Origin of the sequence: Pedobacter jejuensis (assembly GCF_003725795.1) — a bacterium.
GTDB lineage: Bacteria > Bacteroidota > Bacteroidia > Sphingobacteriales > Sphingobacteriaceae > Pedobacter > Pedobacter jejuensis.
In genome coordinates, this window is sequence record NZ_RBEE01000018.1 from 1 (window position 1) to 14,854 (window position 14,854).

Below are 14,854 nucleotides of genomic sequence, written 5' to 3' on the forward strand. Positions count from 1 at the left end.
TTGTTTAATACCCAAGGGTGGGGTCAGCATCCGCCGGAATGTCAGTAAAAGCTTTAAATGGTTTTACCGTAAACCGGAATTGGAAAACATAATTGAGGGGTCAACATGCTCCAGAATATCCAGATTTTACCTTCCCGAAATTTTACAGAACTCTATTCATCACATTTATCTCCCAATCCATCAGATTTTAATAAGAGAAAATTTTTATTGAGCTAAATTCAAATTGTAAAATATAAAAGGACTTAATTAACTAACGTAATTTAAAACTTATTCGATAGTTAATTGGAAGCAACTCTATTACTAAGATGCGCAGGTAAAATCTGCATATAAATTAGTGATTAGCATCATGCCATTAATATTATAGCCATGGAATTCACCAGCAAGATCCCAAAATTGTGGCAGAGGCATTGATTAATAATTATAGAAATTGTGTACCAAACTTAAATAATAAGTAAAATTGCCACGACACCTGCATGGCAATTTTGGCACCGATTCACTGATATGAAAAAATTCTTAAAATATCACAACCTTCCTATAAAATTATAGGATATTAAAGCGCTGTATGATCATTTTTAATGGTTCATAAATACCTATTTACCATACTGAAGAACCCGGAAAGTACCTGGGATCATTTTAGGGCGTTTTTGTCCTTCAGTAGTGCTTTTTTCGAAGGTTGCCGTTGGAAGAAAAAAATGGTGGGTAACCGTATCAAGGGCAATTGTTCTAGCTCCTGGCTCAGACTTTATAGTTTCTTCAACTACAAATTTATCAGCTGAAACTTCTCTAACCACTGTTATAGTTCCTTCTCCATTTGAGCTGTAGGCTAGTTTTGATGTCGCATCGAAAACCACACCGTCCGAACCATCACCAATTGGTAATTTAGCTATGTGTTTACCTGTTTTAGCATCCAAAACAAGCATCACCTTATTAGAACAAACCGTGAATAATCTTGACGTAACCCGGTCAATTGCCAGTCCTGTTGGTTCTTCGCCACCAATAAGTTTATAGCGGGATAGCACCACAAAGCTCTTGCTATCTAAACAAACAATTTCATTGGTGTCTTCAATGTTTACGTAAATTTTTCCTTTTCCGTCAGACACCCCAGCCTCTGGTTTTCCACCTAGTGGAATAGTTGCTACAACTCTATCTGTTTGTGGGTCGATAACAGTGGCATCATGGCTTTTTCCGTTGAATACAAATACTTTCTGCGAATAGTCATCAGAAAAGGTCGCATCAGGGTTTTGGCCAACATTAATTTGCGTTATCACAGTGAGGTTTCTTAAATCGAAAACAGTACATGTTGCTGTCTTGCCATTGGTTGTATAACCTTTGCCCAAAGCATTTGCAATGGCTATTCCGTGCACACCTTGCGTATTGTGAATTACACCAACTGAATCGCCAGTATTTTTGTTCAAGACATTTACCTGATTTCCGTGAGAAACAAAAAGGTTATTGTTCTTTTGATCGACAGTCAAATAATCCCATCCGCCGTTACTCCCTATGGCGTGTGTGGCCAATAAATGCATACCCGTTTTCTTCTGGGCATTTACCAATAAGCAACTTACAGCCAACACAGCCAGCATTAGAATTTTCTTTTTCATCTGTTTAAATTTGTTTTCTTTTATGATTAAGCTGCCATGATTTGATCATTCCGTTGGTTGATTTTGAAAATCATGGTGGTTTCATTTTATTTTTGAGTTGAATTTTTGGAATAAAACTTATGTATAAGGCTTGGAAGTGCAATAAGTAGCAATGGCAATGCAACTAAAAAACCACCGATTACAGCAATTGCCAGGGGTTGATGAAGTTGTGCGCCTGCACCAATGCCTAGTGCCAATGGCATTAACGCAATGATCGCCCCTAAAGCAGTCATTAATTTGGGCCTTAATCTTGTTGAAATGGCGAAAGTAATTGCATCATCTACACCTTTATCATGCAAAGATTCTTTAAACTGCAAAAAGGTAAAAATTGCATTTTCGCCAATAATGCCAACTATCATAATTAACCCGGTGTAGCTGCCAACATTTAATGGGGTATCGGTTACAAAAAGCGCTAAATAACTGCCTGTAATCCCTAGGACGGAAATTAATAGAATTAAAAAAGCAATCTTGAAATCTTTAAAAAGAAATAAAATTACACTAAAAACCAGCAAACTTGATGCGATAAGGATGGTAAGTAATTCAGAAAAAGATTGCTGTTGTTCTTTATACGCGCCACCGTATTCGATATGATAGCCTGATGGCAGGTTCACTTTCGATTTTACAGATACCTGAATATCTTTCATTACACTCCCCAAATCTCTGTTATCTAATCTGGCGGTAATTGCACCTATGGTTTGCAGGTTCTCACGTTCTACTTCAGCACTTCCTGGTTTAAGTTCAACCCTGGCAAGGTTTTGAATCGGAATTGCGGTGCCATCAGGTAGAAAAATCTTCATCTTCGAAATATCAGAAATACTAAATTTTCTACTGCCAGGATAAATCATCCTAATTGGGGAAAGCTGTTGTTTATCATACAAATCGCCTATAATATTACCTTGCAAAGCAGTTTGAACCTGCAATTGAAACGATGCCGGCATTATCCCATATTGGGCCAGCATTGTAAAATTAGGCTGAATATTTACAGTGGGTCCTGAAAGTACAATACCATCAAAAACATCGGCCGTTCCGCTTACTTTTGCAACCAGTGCGGCTACCTGTTTGGATAGCGCCTGCAGTTTTTGCTGGTCGTTACCAAAAATTTTTATTTCTATAGGTTGTGTCGAACTCATCAAATCGCCCAACATGTCGCCAATTACCTGACCAAAATCAACTTTGAGTGCGGGTTGGGTGTTTTCAATATGTGTTCTGATGTCAGAAATGGTCTCATCTGTACTTTTTGTTCTATTGGCTTTGAGTTGAATGAGATAATCGCCTGTATTAGGTTCGGTAATAAAAAAACCCATTTGCGTACCGGTTCTTCTAGAATAGGCCTGCACATCCGGAATCTTAACAATTTCCTTTTCAACTTCCCTCAACATTCTGTCGGTTTCCTCAAGTGAAGTGCCCGGAGGAGATGCGTAATCCAAAACGATGCTGCCCTCATCCATTTCCGGCAAAAATCCTGTTTGTAGCCTTGGAAAAACAATTGTAATAGAGGCAATTAGTACCAGGATAAAAATAAAGCTAATATATGGCCGCCGGATAAAGTAGCGCACCCAGTTTTGGGATTTTACCTCATGTAAATCGGCCGCTTTGCCCAAAGCATTATTGTGTGAATCTTTGGTTAAAAGTAGATAAATAACGGGCAACCCAATCCAGGTAACAAAAAATGAGCAAACTAATGTAATGATCATGGTATTGGTCATCACCTGAAAATAAGAACCTGCAACACCCGTCATGAGCGCAAAGGGTATAAAAATTACGATTGTACTGATGGATGAACCAAGCATTGCCGGAAAAAGATAATGAATGGCCCGGCCAAGTAAAGGAACGGTTGGTTCGTCGGGATGTTCCTCGTGTGTGCGATGAATTTGTTCTACTACCACAATGGCATCATCAATTATGAGCCCGATGGATGCAGCTATCGCACCCAAAGTCATGATATTTAAAGAGTAGCCGGTGCAGTAAAGTACAATTACAGTTAAACACAAAGTAACAGGAATGGTTAGGAGTATGGTAGCGCTGGCTTTAAATGAGCGAAGAAAAATGATGGCCACAACAATGGCCAAAGCTAAACCAATCCACAAACTATCGCGAACGCTGTTTACCGATTCGTTAACAAAATCAGCCTGTACGTAATAAGGCCTGATTGCAATGCCCGGAGGAAGAATATTTTTGAGTTGATTAACTTTCGCTGCCATTTGGCTTGAAAGGTCGACCAGATTTGCATTGGGTTGCTTGATAACGGCAATTAGAATTCCATCTTTTCCATTAGCATTTATTCTGGTGTATTCAACGCTTTGCTGTATGCTTACCTTGGCAATATCGCTAATTTTTATCGTGCGGTTTCCCTTTCTTGCCAATACCAATTCTTCAAGGTCGCTTTTGGTTTTTACTGTGGCATCGGTAACAGAAAGATACAGGTAATTATGGTCAGTTAAATAGCCGTTCGATTTAATAAAGTTGGTTTGCGAAATCGCATTGCTAATCTGTTCTGGGGATATAGCAAGTGTTTGCATCTTTTGCACATCCATTTCCAGCCAGAATTCCTTATTCTTCCCTCCGATTACACGAATTTCGGATACACCTGCAACCTGAGAAAGAAAAGGTTTTACAGTATAAGAAGCGATTTTTTTTAGTGCTGCCGGAGAATAGTTATGGCTTTCTAAACTATATCCGCTTACAGGCAAAATCGAAGGATTCATTTTCTCCACCGAGATATTTACCCCGGCAGGAAGGCTTGCACTTATTTTAGCAATTTGCGATTCTATCTGCTGTTGGGAAAAATTAATGTCTGCTCCCGGATTCATGAATGCAGATAATTCGCAACTTCCTCTGCTGGTGGTACTTCTAACCAATTGTAAGTTAGGCACCTGTTTTACAGCATTTTCTAATGGGCGGGTTACGGTAACCACCATTTTATCTACCGGCTGCAGTTCTGCCTCGGCTATTATTTTAATTTTCGGAAAAGTGATTTCAGGAAACAGGCCGGTTTTTAACTGCTGAAAAGAGTAAACACCACCAACAATGATAATTACCAGCACCGCCAATATTGGATTCTTATGGGAGATAAAATAATTTTTCATTGCTATTTTTGAATTTTTACCTTGGCGGTATCTGCAATTCCATAGTTTCCGGAGGTTATAATTCTATCTGTTTTCAGAAATTTCGGGCTCAATACCTCAGTCGTACTACTATTTTCAATACCTTTTTTAACGTTAATCTTTACCGCTGTAGAATCATTAATGAGTTTCATCACCCAAAATTCATCTTCAGTTTCGTTGGTCAATACAGCCGATTTAGGCAACACTTGAGCATTGGCATGACTTGCCTTGCTCAATCTAACTTTACCAATTAATCCCTCTGGGATATCTTTTACCGAGGGGACTTTGATAATGTATCGCTGTGTTTGAGCCAAAGAATCAACGGCAGGCATGGTTCCGGAAACGGTGCCAGCTAGTGTGGTTCCATCAGGCAGTAACACATTTACGTTTCCATTTTGCTTGATGATTTGATTGAGTTCGTAAGGCAGGTCTAATAGAAACACCAAACTGTTGCGATTACTAATAGTTGCCAAAAGCTCCCCATCCTGTACATAATCGCCTTTCTGATGATTAACCTGAACAATAATTCCGCCTTGTTCTGCCCTAATATTTGAAATGCCTGAAAATTTAAAACCCGGGTCGAGTTTATTTACAGTATTTCCTATCGACCTTGCCTCTTTGGTTATCAGGGTAAAAAGGTTTTGTCCAGTGCCTACTTTTTTACCCGTTTGTACATTTGTTTTTTCAATATAACCATTGATATTTGCCTTTACAAAGCTCTTTTCCAGATAAGCAGAAACTGCCGAAAGCTCAACATATTCGGCGAGCGAACTATCTCCTACGTATGTGATTTGTACAGGCGTAACTGGAGATGGCGTATCTTCGGCGGTTTCAGAGCTTGGGCTACTACAGGAAGAAAGTACAATAAGTAACAGCAAGTAGCCAAAAATTAATTTTAAGTATTTTTTCATTATCGGTTCCAATAATTGTATTGATTGATAAGCTTTAAACGGTTGAAAGTGGTTTGCCGGAGTAAGTTTTTTGCAGACATATAGTTGTTGATGGCGATTACAAAATCAGCCACACGTAAATCTCCGGTACGCATAAGTTTGGCATCCACATCAATTAATCCCTTGCTAAACCTAATCTGTTCATTAATTTTTCCAAAAAGGGCATCTGTTTGGATAATTTGTTGGCGTATTAAGTTGAGCTGTTGCTGCTGTTGCTTGCTAAAAAAATTACGATAAATGTTGATGGTTTCAGATGCCAGGCTCAGTTTGCTATACTGCATTTTTTTTTGGTGTCCATCATATATCGGAACCGAAAACGTAAAGCCTACACTTGTACCAAAATTTTTATAGGGCTGAAGCATTAATGAAGAGCTATATCCTCCGTTTGCAAAGACCCCAAGCTTGGGCTTATAATTCAGGTCAATGGCACTTTTTTCGTTTTCATTTTTTAGGCTATCCAACTGAAATTTCCGTTTAAAAAAACCCGTTTCCATATACAGCTTATCAGACTTGAGTTTTGGTTCACCAAGGCGAACTGATGCGGTATCAGTAATTCCCGACAAATAGTTGAGTATAGCCAGGTCATTTTTAAACTGCAACTCAGATTGGCTCATAGCAAGTTCTTGTTGCTTAAGTGTTACCAAAAAAGTTAAATATTCAGATTGTTTATAGATGTTACTCCTGGTTAAGGTTTTTAGCAGCTGCTCTTCCTTTTGCAACAAGCTAACCACTTCAGTGTTAAAATTCACCTGATCCTGACTGGCGAAAGCAATAATATATTGTTCAGCGATAGATCGATTTAAATCGAAGGCAGACATTTGGGACGCATACTTAATCGAATCAACTTGCAGTTTTATGCTTTGCAATTGATTATTAAGGCGTTTTTTGTTAAACAGATTGTAGTTTACATTCAATAATGCATCCAATGACTGGCCATTACTTAAAACTTCATCGTACCCGTAACCATGGATAACAGGTGCGTAAAGACCGCTTGATGTTGCAGTAGCCTGTGGTTTCGCTGTGGCACGCACAATAAGACTATCAATGCTTGCAGATTTTTGCTGATTCTCTAAATCTTTAAGTACGGGGCTTGACATCTTAGCCTGATTAATATAAAAATCAAGATTTCTGCTTCGCTCCTGTGCATGTATTAAAAGAGAAGAACAGCAGAGTGCAAAGAGAAGAAAATGTTTAAATCTTATTTTCATCGCCTACAACTAATTTACAATCTACCTGAGAGCATCAAACCCGATGCACCCGGTTGGTAAAAAGGCATCAGGGTAAACTTGCCCTCTTTTTTCTTATTGAAAATCTGTTTCATGTAAGGATAAATCAGGTAGGCAATTTTGGTTGAGGCAATACCAAATCCAGCACCTGCAACTACATCACTAAACCAGTGTTTGTTGTTGTACAATCTCAATGTTCCAGTTGCGGTGGCCACAAAATATCCGGCATAGCCTATCCAAGGATTTACATCATTGTACTCCTGATGCAAGAATTCTGCAGCCATGAAAGCAGATGCAGTATGGCCTGAAGGAAAAGAATTCTGACCATTTCCATTAGGCCGCTCCCTGCCAACGCCTTGTTTAACAAAATGAGTTGACACACCCATAATCGCAGCAGAAGTTGCGTAGAGCATAGTGGCATCAAAAAGATTGTGTTTACCTTTTATCCAGGAAAGATTTAATGCATACACAGCTGCTGCAGGTGCGAACTGTAGATAATCATCTACATGGGCTGCAAATAGTGGATGGTCTTCCTGCAATTCTGCCTTTGTGCTCAAATCAAGCTGCTGTAATGGTCCCTTATCATAAACCGCAGCAAAACCATAACCCATAAGAACTGCTGGTGCAATAAATGTTGCCACCTTAAATTGCTTTCTTGGTATTGTATTTCCAGCATACCACCTACCCAAAGAATCTGGCGTAATTGTATTTTTTAACGAATCGACATTTTGTGCAAATGAAGATAGTGCTGCTGTAATAAACAGCAATACCAGGTACAGAAACTTGGCCATAATTATGGTTTCATTAGGTTTCCATTCGCATCAAACAACAGGTCTTTACCCTTAACTTCAGCTTCGTAAATTATAGCTCCATCTGCTTTGGTAATTTTAGTTGCCTCGGCAATTTTCATGCCTTTGAGTTTGGCCAGCACTAGCGCAGGAAGTTCACTTGATTGGATAGAAACCTCTGTTTCAAGTAAAGAACCTTTGACAGAATAAACCTCTGAATTTTCTTTACCATTTAAGGTAAAACCAGCCTCATAATTTTGTTTTTCTAACTCCCAGTTTACTTTAACACCCGGATGATTTTTAGCGAAAGTAGATTTAACCATGGAAGGCACTTTTGCTACAGATACTTTCTGTGCAAGTGTTATGGTAACTGTGCCAAACAGCATTAAAGAAATTCCTAAAAGCTTTTTCATAATCTACATTTTTAATCAAAACTATTATGCAATTATGTAGGAATTCTGTAGTTAGTCTTCAGGATTAAAAAAAATGGAAAATTGATGCATATCATTCATTTGGCTATATGTAATATGATATCCGTAAAGGATGCAAACTTGTTTGGTAATGGCTAATCCGAGTCCCATGCCTTCAGATTCGTTTGATTTTGAAAACCTATCGAAGAGCCTATCTTTCTCATTAAAATTCTTTCCTGTATTGGAAATAACAAGACCTGTATCGGAGAGTTCTATCACAATTTTCCCACCTTGCAGGTTATGCCTTACCGCGTTACTGAAAAGATTGTTTAACACAATATCTGCTAGATAACGGCTCATGATTACCGTTTTATTGCTCAATTTTACTTCTGTAGCTAAACCACTCCTTTCAAAAAGTTCCTGGAATTGCCTCACTTTAGACTCGACAAGATTTTTTAGATCGATCTCTTGCGAATCCATAATTAAGTTGTTTTCGATTTTAGCCAGTAGCAGAAGGGATTGATGAAGACGGGAAAGCCTGCCGGTTGCCTGATAGATATCTTCTAATAGTGCGCCCTGTTGCGCAGTGAAAGGTTCGGTCTGTAAAAGCGAATCAAGTTTCGAATTAATAACAGCCAGTGGGGTCATCATTTCATGCGAAGCATTATCAGTAAAGCTTTTGAGCTCTCTATAATCCTGCTTCACACGGTTGGCCATTGCATCTACCGATTGGTTAAGCTCAATAAACTCATCAATTTTTGTAGGATCCCCGTTAACAGCTTCCATTTTGGTCACTTCAAAAGATTTTATCCTTTTCAGCGTGTTATAAAACGGCATCCAAAGACGGCTCAGTACGAAGCGATTAATCAAAAAAAGGGAGACGAGCAAAATCACCGTCACACCTAATGTTATCAGAAGAATTACCCGTACCAGATCCTCAGATTCAACCCTTGATTTTGTGATGGTGACCTGAATGTTTTTGTTATTTAAATTAACTGTTGTAACTAACGTTCTGCCCGGTTCCTGCTCATTCTCTTTTTGATTTAGGTAGCTTGTATTGCTAAATTCCCGGATATTATTTGAATTTACAGGTAAATTACTATAAGATACCTGTTGATCCAGATAGCTTACTGGTAGTGGCAGCTTTTGATAGGTGTTAGTATACTGCCTGATCTCCTCCTCCTCAACGGCTAAATCTTTATCAAGCTTATTGGTTAGAATAAGGTGGATGAAAAAATAATAAATTACGCCTGTGATAATTAATATGATTGATGATATCAGGATATTGACCCTGTTGTATTGGGTGGATAACTTCATGTTGCTATAAATTTATATCCAATGCCATAAACAGATTTAATATAATCCTTCGCACCGGCTTCGGCTAGTTTCTTTTTCAGATTTTTAACATGAGTATAGATAAAATCAAAGTCGTCAGACATGTCCATCTCATCGCCCCAAAGATGTTCGGCCATAGCGTTTTTTGTAACTACTTTATTTTTGTTTGATAAGAAATAAACCAGCAGGTCAAATTCCTTTTTGGTAAGTATTACGGGTTTATCATTCACTATAATCTTCATTGCAGATATATCCACTTTAATCTCATTGAAGCAGATGACATTATCGCCATCAAAATTTTTCCTCCGTACAATTGCAGTCACCCTTGCTTTCAATTCAGAAAGATGAAATGGCTTGACTAAATAGTCATCGGCACCAAGATCAAGTCCTGAAAGCCTGTCGTCCAAAGAATGCCTTGCCGATATAATAAGTACACCATCCTTCTTATTGGATTTCTTTAACTGCGATAGAAGGTCCAGTCCTTCGCCACCAGGCAAGCCGAGGTCTAAAAGGATACAATCATAACTATATAGTTCAATCTTTTCACTGGCTATATCGAAATTTGGAGCATATTCACAGATATTCCCATCCCCGGTGAAATAGGCAAAAATGCTTTCGTACAATGCATACTCATCCTCAATAATCAGTATTTTCATTTTTGCGTAATCTAAATTTTATATTCATGGCGGCTAATAATCTCCTTTACAAATCTAAACGGCTTTTTAGTTTTCTATATCAACTTCTTTTCTTTGCTTAAGTGAATATTCACATTATAAGTGAAATATTCATGAGCCGACAACATACTCAAATTTAGTGCATCTCATTCAAGATTGGTATATAAAAGATTTTAAGGCTTACGCTAAACTTGTTGATGATTATGATTTCTACAATTATTTTGCTTTCACTCAAAAGTGTATTTAAAAATTTAGTGTGGTATATTATAGCGTGGTGATTAATTTACCACGCTAATCTTAAATGTTTACCGATAATGTTAAAAATCTCAGTAGCTAATTTTCCGATTCGCAATTTGAAATAACACTCGTTATCAAAAAAGTTAGGTATACGTTCGTCGTATCCAAGAAAAAAGAATTCTACCAACCAATTTGCATCATAAATTAATGATTATGAAAGTAGACTTAATCACAATGGAAGTTCTGGAGATATTTAAGAAAGATTTACTAACAGATATATAGGCAATATTTAAGTGCAGCATTCTTTCAAAAGAAAAACCAGAATGGCTCAGAAGTGCTGAGGTCAGAGCACTTTTTAATATATCACAAGGAACACTGCAAATCTTAAAGTAAACGGAACGCTTAACGCTAGCATGATTGGTAAAACGCTTTATTACAAGCCGGAAGATATCGTGAATATATTACAAACATCATTCATAACCGTAGCTAAAGAATAAAAAATAGACTTCATAAGACCTTCATTTGTGATAGACAATTTTTTGAGAAAAACCGTAATGGATAAACGTGTTCTCCCTACCCATATTACACTTTTCATAGCTATATTCCATTACAGCAAGGGCAATTGTACTTCAGAATTCCATATTTGCAGAAAAAAACTTATGCTGCATTCTAGGATTAAATCAATCGCTACATACCATAAATGCTTTAAAGATTTAGTGCGTGGCGGATAATGTTATTTATAAACCATCTTTTAACCCTTTGGGTAGTATAATAAAAGTCAAATAAATATTATTTTATAACAAATCTTATAATGCATCGACTTATCCTATTTTAAAAAATGGCTATTTATTATTATACTTCCACCTCTTAGATTGACCAACTTCAACGTCATCACCTGTAACTTAATAAAGGAAGAGTGAACTTTATCTTATTTGCCAACTTCCAAAATAGATAAAATATTACCCGATGGGTCTTTAAACCAGGCAATGCTTGGTCCTCCAGTTCCGCTTGAAATGCCTTTTTCATTTGTTTTTAGATATTCCTCATCGTACTGTTCGAAGCTTATACCCTTTTCAATTAATTTATCTACCACATCATTTATATTCTCAACAGGAAAATTTAGCACCGTAAAAGTTGCAGGCTCATGATTGGGTTTTGGATAAATCAAGATATTTGAAGAATCCAATACTTTAAGTTCGATAAGACCCATTGGATTATCTACAACTTTTAAGCCTAATGTATCTTGATAAAATTCTTTTGCCTTTTGAATGTCGTTCACGGCAAACGAACTAAATGCTTTTGAGTTTTTTAACATAACTTTTTATTTAGTATTTTTTTATTAAGATTTCCAAACATCCATTAAACGCCTTATTATAACAATTTCGGCGATATGATAAGCATTATGGTCGGCTATTTGAAAAGCTTCTCGTAGTATACTTTGTCCGTTACCATTTGGAATTTCCTGATATAAATCAGATGATTCTATGAGTTCTAAGAATGCCTCTAAATCTTCATCAATTTGTATTAAACAATTGTGCCATTCTTGTTCGTCTTTTGGTTCCGATGCTTTTGGCCAATATTCATCAGGCCATTTTGGCGATTTATGATTGCCATCTTTACTAAATTCGAGCATATCCCATTGGGCGATTCGAATATGTTCAACCAATTGCCAAATGCTGTAAGGAAGTTTAAACGGTTTTTCGCCCAATAGATTAAAAGGTAAACCTTCAATAGCGTCTTTAAGGCCGACATGTGCGCCACCACCGTTTAGTAACGTTTTTAATTCGGAAATTAATAATTCATTGTTTTCCATATTAAATTTGTAATTGCTTTATAAACAAACAAATATATCTGACTTCAGTTTTCTTAAGATTCAAATCAAGTATATTACTCCGGAATATAACTTATTTTATTTTTTAACATGAACTTTAAAAATCTGGATAATCTTTCAGAAAGTTTCGATACCAAAAGGAAAATATTTTAAGTCAAAATTTTTCGACAGGTTTTAACACTATATTAATGGCATTGAAAAAACCATCGATTCTGCCTTTCGGGGATGAATAGTTAGTACGCCAGAATTATTGGCTTTTGATAGTTAAATGGCTATCACAACACTAATTTAAGTGTTAATAATTATACTAAAATTGTTAGTAAATACTAACAGTTTTAGTAATACATTTGTTGTTACTAAATTCTTATGCAAACTAATAGTGTAAGAAATTAATGATGACAGCGGAAAAACAGGAAATATTAACTCAGCTTAGACAGCAGATCTCTGCAGCGCAGGGATTCAAACCTACCCCTATTGCTCTTGGTGAGGGCTTTGGTCTTGGTCCGATAGAAGCCTGCTTTCCGAACAAGGTTTTTCCTACTGGCACCATTCATGAATTTATAGCTGAACATCCCGAGGATGCAGCAGCCAGTGAAGGCTTTATTGCCGGGCTCCTTGCAAAGCTCATGGAAAATGGAAATTCCTGTCTTTGGATCAGCAGGAACCGAAAACTTTTTCCGCCATCGCTTGAAGCCTTTGGAGTAGATCCACAGCAGATCATTTTCCTAGACCTTTACTACACCAAAGAAATCTTATGGGTTATGGAAGAAGCGCTGAAATGTGAAGGCTTGGCCTGCGTAATCGCTGAACTCCAGGATATTGATTTTGCACAAAGCAGAAGACTGCAACTGGCCACAGAGAAAAGTCACGTAACCGGAATACTCCTTCGAAAAGAACCTAAGCGCAAACTTTCTGCAACAGCTTGCACCGCAAGATGGCAGATTACGCCCCAACCTACCGAAATATCGGATGGAATACCTGGCGTTGGCAACCCAAGATGGGAGGTAAACCTGTTAAAGGTAAAAAATGGCGAAGGCGGTAAATTCTATATCGAATGGGCAGAAGATAGGTTTACTCAATTTGAAATCTCAGACACAGACGTTCAACCACACACCACCGTACTTACAGAAAGGGGGCTTACCGCATGAGCAGGTACTTAGCCATATATTTCACAAATTTGCTGACAGATTATCTAGCCATAAAAAAACCGGAGCTAAAAGACAAGGTCTATGTATTTACTATGTCCCAAAGCAACCGCATTATGGTTACCGCCTCATCCAGAGAGGCAGAAAAACATGGCATCTTTGCAAACACCGTACTGGCTGATGCTAAGGCACTTGTGCCGGATATCCTGGCCTTTGATGACAAACCAGACTTCAATAAAAAATTACTGGTAAGAATTGCAAAGTGGGCCATACGTTATTCACCAATAGTTTCCCTTGATTTGCCCGACGGAATCATTCTGGACTCCAGCGGATGCAGTCATTTACTAGGCGGTGAAGAAAAGTATCTGGAAACGATTTTATCTAAGCTTAAAGAATCCGGCTACAATTGTTGTGGTTCTATTTCAGATACCATTGGTACTTCTTGGGCAATAGCCAGGCTGGGCAGAAAATCTCCTATTATCCAACCCGGTCAGCAATACAATGCCTTGCTCAATTTACCGCCTATGGCATTGCGCCTGGAACAGCATAACATTCAACGACTGCATAAACTCGGTTTCGATAAGATCGGAAAATTCATACAATTGCCTGCATCGATGCTACGCAGAAGGTTTGGACAGGAATTACTGCTCCGCCTTGGTCAGGCCCTTGGCACTGAGGAAGAAACCATTACACCCATTATCGTTAAAGCACCATTCGAGGAAAGGCTTTTTTGTTTGGAACCTATATCTACCAAAACAGGCATTGAAATAGCAATAGAAAAACTACTCGATACACTTTGTGAAAGACTTGCAAAAGAAGGACTGGGGATAAGATCGGCTGAACTTAAAGGATACAGGCTAGATGGCCGCATAACCGAAACCAAAATCGGCACCAACCAACCAACCCATCAGGTACCACATTTGGCTAAACTATTTGAGCTTAAGATCGACCAGATAGAACCAGATCTTGGCATCGAACTTTTTATATTAACCGCCACCAAGACAGAACCAGTGCACATCACACAGGAAAAGCTCTGGAGCGGAAAACCTGGTCTGGCTGACCAAAACTTAGCTCAACTGCTTGACAGGCTTGCCATAAAGGTCGGACCACAGGCCATTAGAAGATATATACCACAGGCGCACTACTGGCCAGAACGCTCCCTCCGCCCAGCGGTATCGTTAGAAGAAAAAACGGAAATCAAATGGCAAAAATCAAATCCCCGACCAATGGAAATGCTTCATAAACCGGCATCCATTCAGGTTACTGCCCCAATTCCTGATTACCCGCCCATGAACTTTCGCTACAAAGATGAACTTCACCTGGTTAGAAAAGCGGACGGCCCGGAACGCATAGAGCGGGAATGGTGGTTGGAACCGGGCGAGCATCGTGATTATTACATCCTTGAAGATGACAAAGGCAGGCGTTACTGGGTATTTAGGTCAGGTCACTACCATGAGGAACATTCTGCATGGTTCCTGCACGGATTTTTTGCATAAATAAAGATATAGGAGAAA

The 14,854-nt window shown here is 38.2% G+C and carries 12 protein-coding genes; 2 read left to right on the top strand and 10 right to left on the bottom strand.

What is annotated here, in order from left to right; genetic code table 11:
• Positions 1 to 590: 590 nt before the first annotated feature.
• The 10 genes from D7004_RS10390 to D7004_RS10440 form a co-directional block, all read right to left on the bottom strand.
• Complete coding sequence (locus D7004_RS10390; protein ID WP_123205801.1) at positions 591 to 1,601, bottom strand: YncE family protein; 1,011 nt, start codon at positions 1,599 to 1,601, stop codon at positions 591 to 593.
• A gap of 86 nt (positions 1,602 to 1,687) precedes the next feature.
• Positions 1,688 to 4,726, bottom strand: coding sequence for an efflux RND transporter permease subunit (locus D7004_RS10395; protein ID WP_123205802.1), 3,039 nt, complete (start codon positions 4,724 to 4,726; stop codon positions 1,688 to 1,690).
• 2 nt (positions 4,727 to 4,728) lie between these two features.
• Complete coding sequence (locus D7004_RS10400) at positions 4,729 to 5,655, bottom strand: HlyD family efflux transporter periplasmic adaptor subunit (RefSeq protein WP_123205803.1); 927 nt, start codon at positions 5,653 to 5,655, stop codon at positions 4,729 to 4,731.
• Positions 5,655 to 6,791 (bottom strand): TolC family protein, encoded by a 1,137-nt coding sequence (locus D7004_RS10405; RefSeq protein WP_123205804.1) that lies wholly within the window; start codon positions 6,789 to 6,791, stop codon positions 5,655 to 5,657. Before D7004_RS10405 ends, D7004_RS10400 begins: the two co-directional genes overlap by 1 nt.
• Before the next feature lie 125 nt (positions 6,792 to 6,916).
• Positions 6,917 to 7,711 (bottom strand): phosphatase PAP2 family protein, encoded by a 795-nt coding sequence (locus D7004_RS10410; RefSeq protein WP_123205805.1) that lies wholly within the window; start codon positions 7,709 to 7,711, stop codon positions 6,917 to 6,919.
• Between the two features lie 2 nt (positions 7,712 to 7,713).
• Entirely contained in the window at positions 7,714 to 8,121 is a 408-nt protein-coding gene (locus D7004_RS10415) for a hypothetical protein (RefSeq protein ID WP_123205806.1), read from the bottom strand.
• 51 nt (positions 8,122 to 8,172) lie between these two features.
• Positions 8,173 to 9,435: a sensor histidine kinase gene (locus tag D7004_RS10420; RefSeq protein WP_123205807.1), complete on the bottom strand. Its 1,263-nt coding sequence runs from the start codon at positions 9,433 to 9,435 to the stop codon at positions 8,173 to 8,175.
• Positions 9,432 to 10,109, bottom strand: coding sequence for a response regulator transcription factor (locus D7004_RS10425; RefSeq protein ID WP_123205808.1), 678 nt, complete (start codon positions 10,107 to 10,109; stop codon positions 9,432 to 9,434). Before D7004_RS10425 ends, D7004_RS10420 begins: the two co-directional genes overlap by 4 nt.
• Positions 10,110 to 11,292: 1,183 nt before the next feature.
• Entirely contained in the window at positions 11,293 to 11,679 is a 387-nt protein-coding gene (locus D7004_RS10435; RefSeq protein ID WP_123205809.1) for a VOC family protein, read from the bottom strand.
• A 24-nt stretch (positions 11,680 to 11,703) separates the two neighbouring features.
• A complete protein-coding gene (locus tag D7004_RS10440; protein WP_123205810.1) occupies positions 11,704 to 12,177 on the bottom strand; it encodes a DinB family protein in 474 nt (157 codons plus the stop codon).
• 410 nt (positions 12,178 to 12,587) lie between these two features.
• Between D7004_RS10440 and D7004_RS10445 the strand changes: the two genes are divergently transcribed.
• Both D7004_RS10445 and D7004_RS10450 read left to right on the top strand, forming a co-directional pair.
• Positions 12,588 to 13,343 (top strand): ImuA family protein, encoded by a 756-nt coding sequence (locus D7004_RS10445; RefSeq protein ID WP_208646825.1) that lies wholly within the window; start codon positions 12,588 to 12,590, stop codon positions 13,341 to 13,343.
• Complete coding sequence (locus tag D7004_RS10450; protein WP_123205811.1) at positions 13,340 to 14,836, top strand: Y-family DNA polymerase; 1,497 nt, start codon at positions 13,340 to 13,342, stop codon at positions 14,834 to 14,836. The genes D7004_RS10445 and D7004_RS10450 overlap by 4 nt, the downstream gene beginning before the upstream one ends.
• Positions 14,837 to 14,854: the final 18 nt, after the last annotated feature.

What these genes read in the sequence shown, in the direction of transcription:
- D7004_RS10435 (WP_123205809.1), bottom strand. Translation starts at nt 11,679, where the DNA reads ATGTTAAAAAACTCAAAAGCATTTAGTTCGTTTGCCGTGAACGACATT.
- D7004_RS10445 (WP_208646825.1), top strand. Translation starts at nt 12,588, where the DNA reads ATGATGACAGCGGAAAAACAGGAAATATTAACTCAGCTTAGACAGCAG.
- D7004_RS10405 (WP_123205804.1), bottom strand. Translation starts at nt 6,791, where the DNA reads ATGTCAAGCCCCGTACTTAAAGATTTAGAGAATCAGCAAAAATCTGCA.
- D7004_RS10450 (WP_123205811.1), top strand. Translation starts at nt 13,340, where the DNA reads ATGAGCAGGTACTTAGCCATATATTTCACAAATTTGCTGACAGATTAT.
- D7004_RS10440 (WP_123205810.1), bottom strand. Translation starts at nt 12,177, where the DNA reads ATGGAAAACAATGAATTATTAATTTCCGAATTAAAAACGTTACTAAAC.
- D7004_RS10420 (WP_123205807.1), bottom strand. Translation starts at nt 9,435, where the DNA reads ATGAAGTTATCCACCCAATACAACAGGGTCAATATCCTGATATCATCA.
- D7004_RS10410 (WP_123205805.1), bottom strand. Translation starts at nt 7,711, where the DNA reads ATGGCCAAGTTTCTGTACCTGGTATTGCTGTTTATTACAGCAGCACTA.
- D7004_RS10425 (WP_123205808.1), bottom strand. Translation starts at nt 10,109, where the DNA reads ATGAAAATACTGATTATTGAGGATGAGTATGCATTGTACGAAAGCATT.
- D7004_RS10390 (WP_123205801.1), bottom strand. Translation starts at nt 1,601, where the DNA reads ATGAAAAAGAAAATTCTAATGCTGGCTGTGTTGGCTGTAAGTTGCTTA.
- D7004_RS10395 (WP_123205802.1), bottom strand. Translation starts at nt 4,726, where the DNA reads ATGAAAAATTATTTTATCTCCCATAAGAATCCAATATTGGCGGTGCTG.
- D7004_RS10415 (WP_123205806.1), bottom strand. Translation starts at nt 8,121, where the DNA reads ATGAAAAAGCTTTTAGGAATTTCTTTAATGCTGTTTGGCACAGTTACC.
- D7004_RS10400 (WP_123205803.1), bottom strand. Translation starts at nt 5,655, where the DNA reads ATGAAAAAATACTTAAAATTAATTTTTGGCTACTTGCTGTTACTTATT.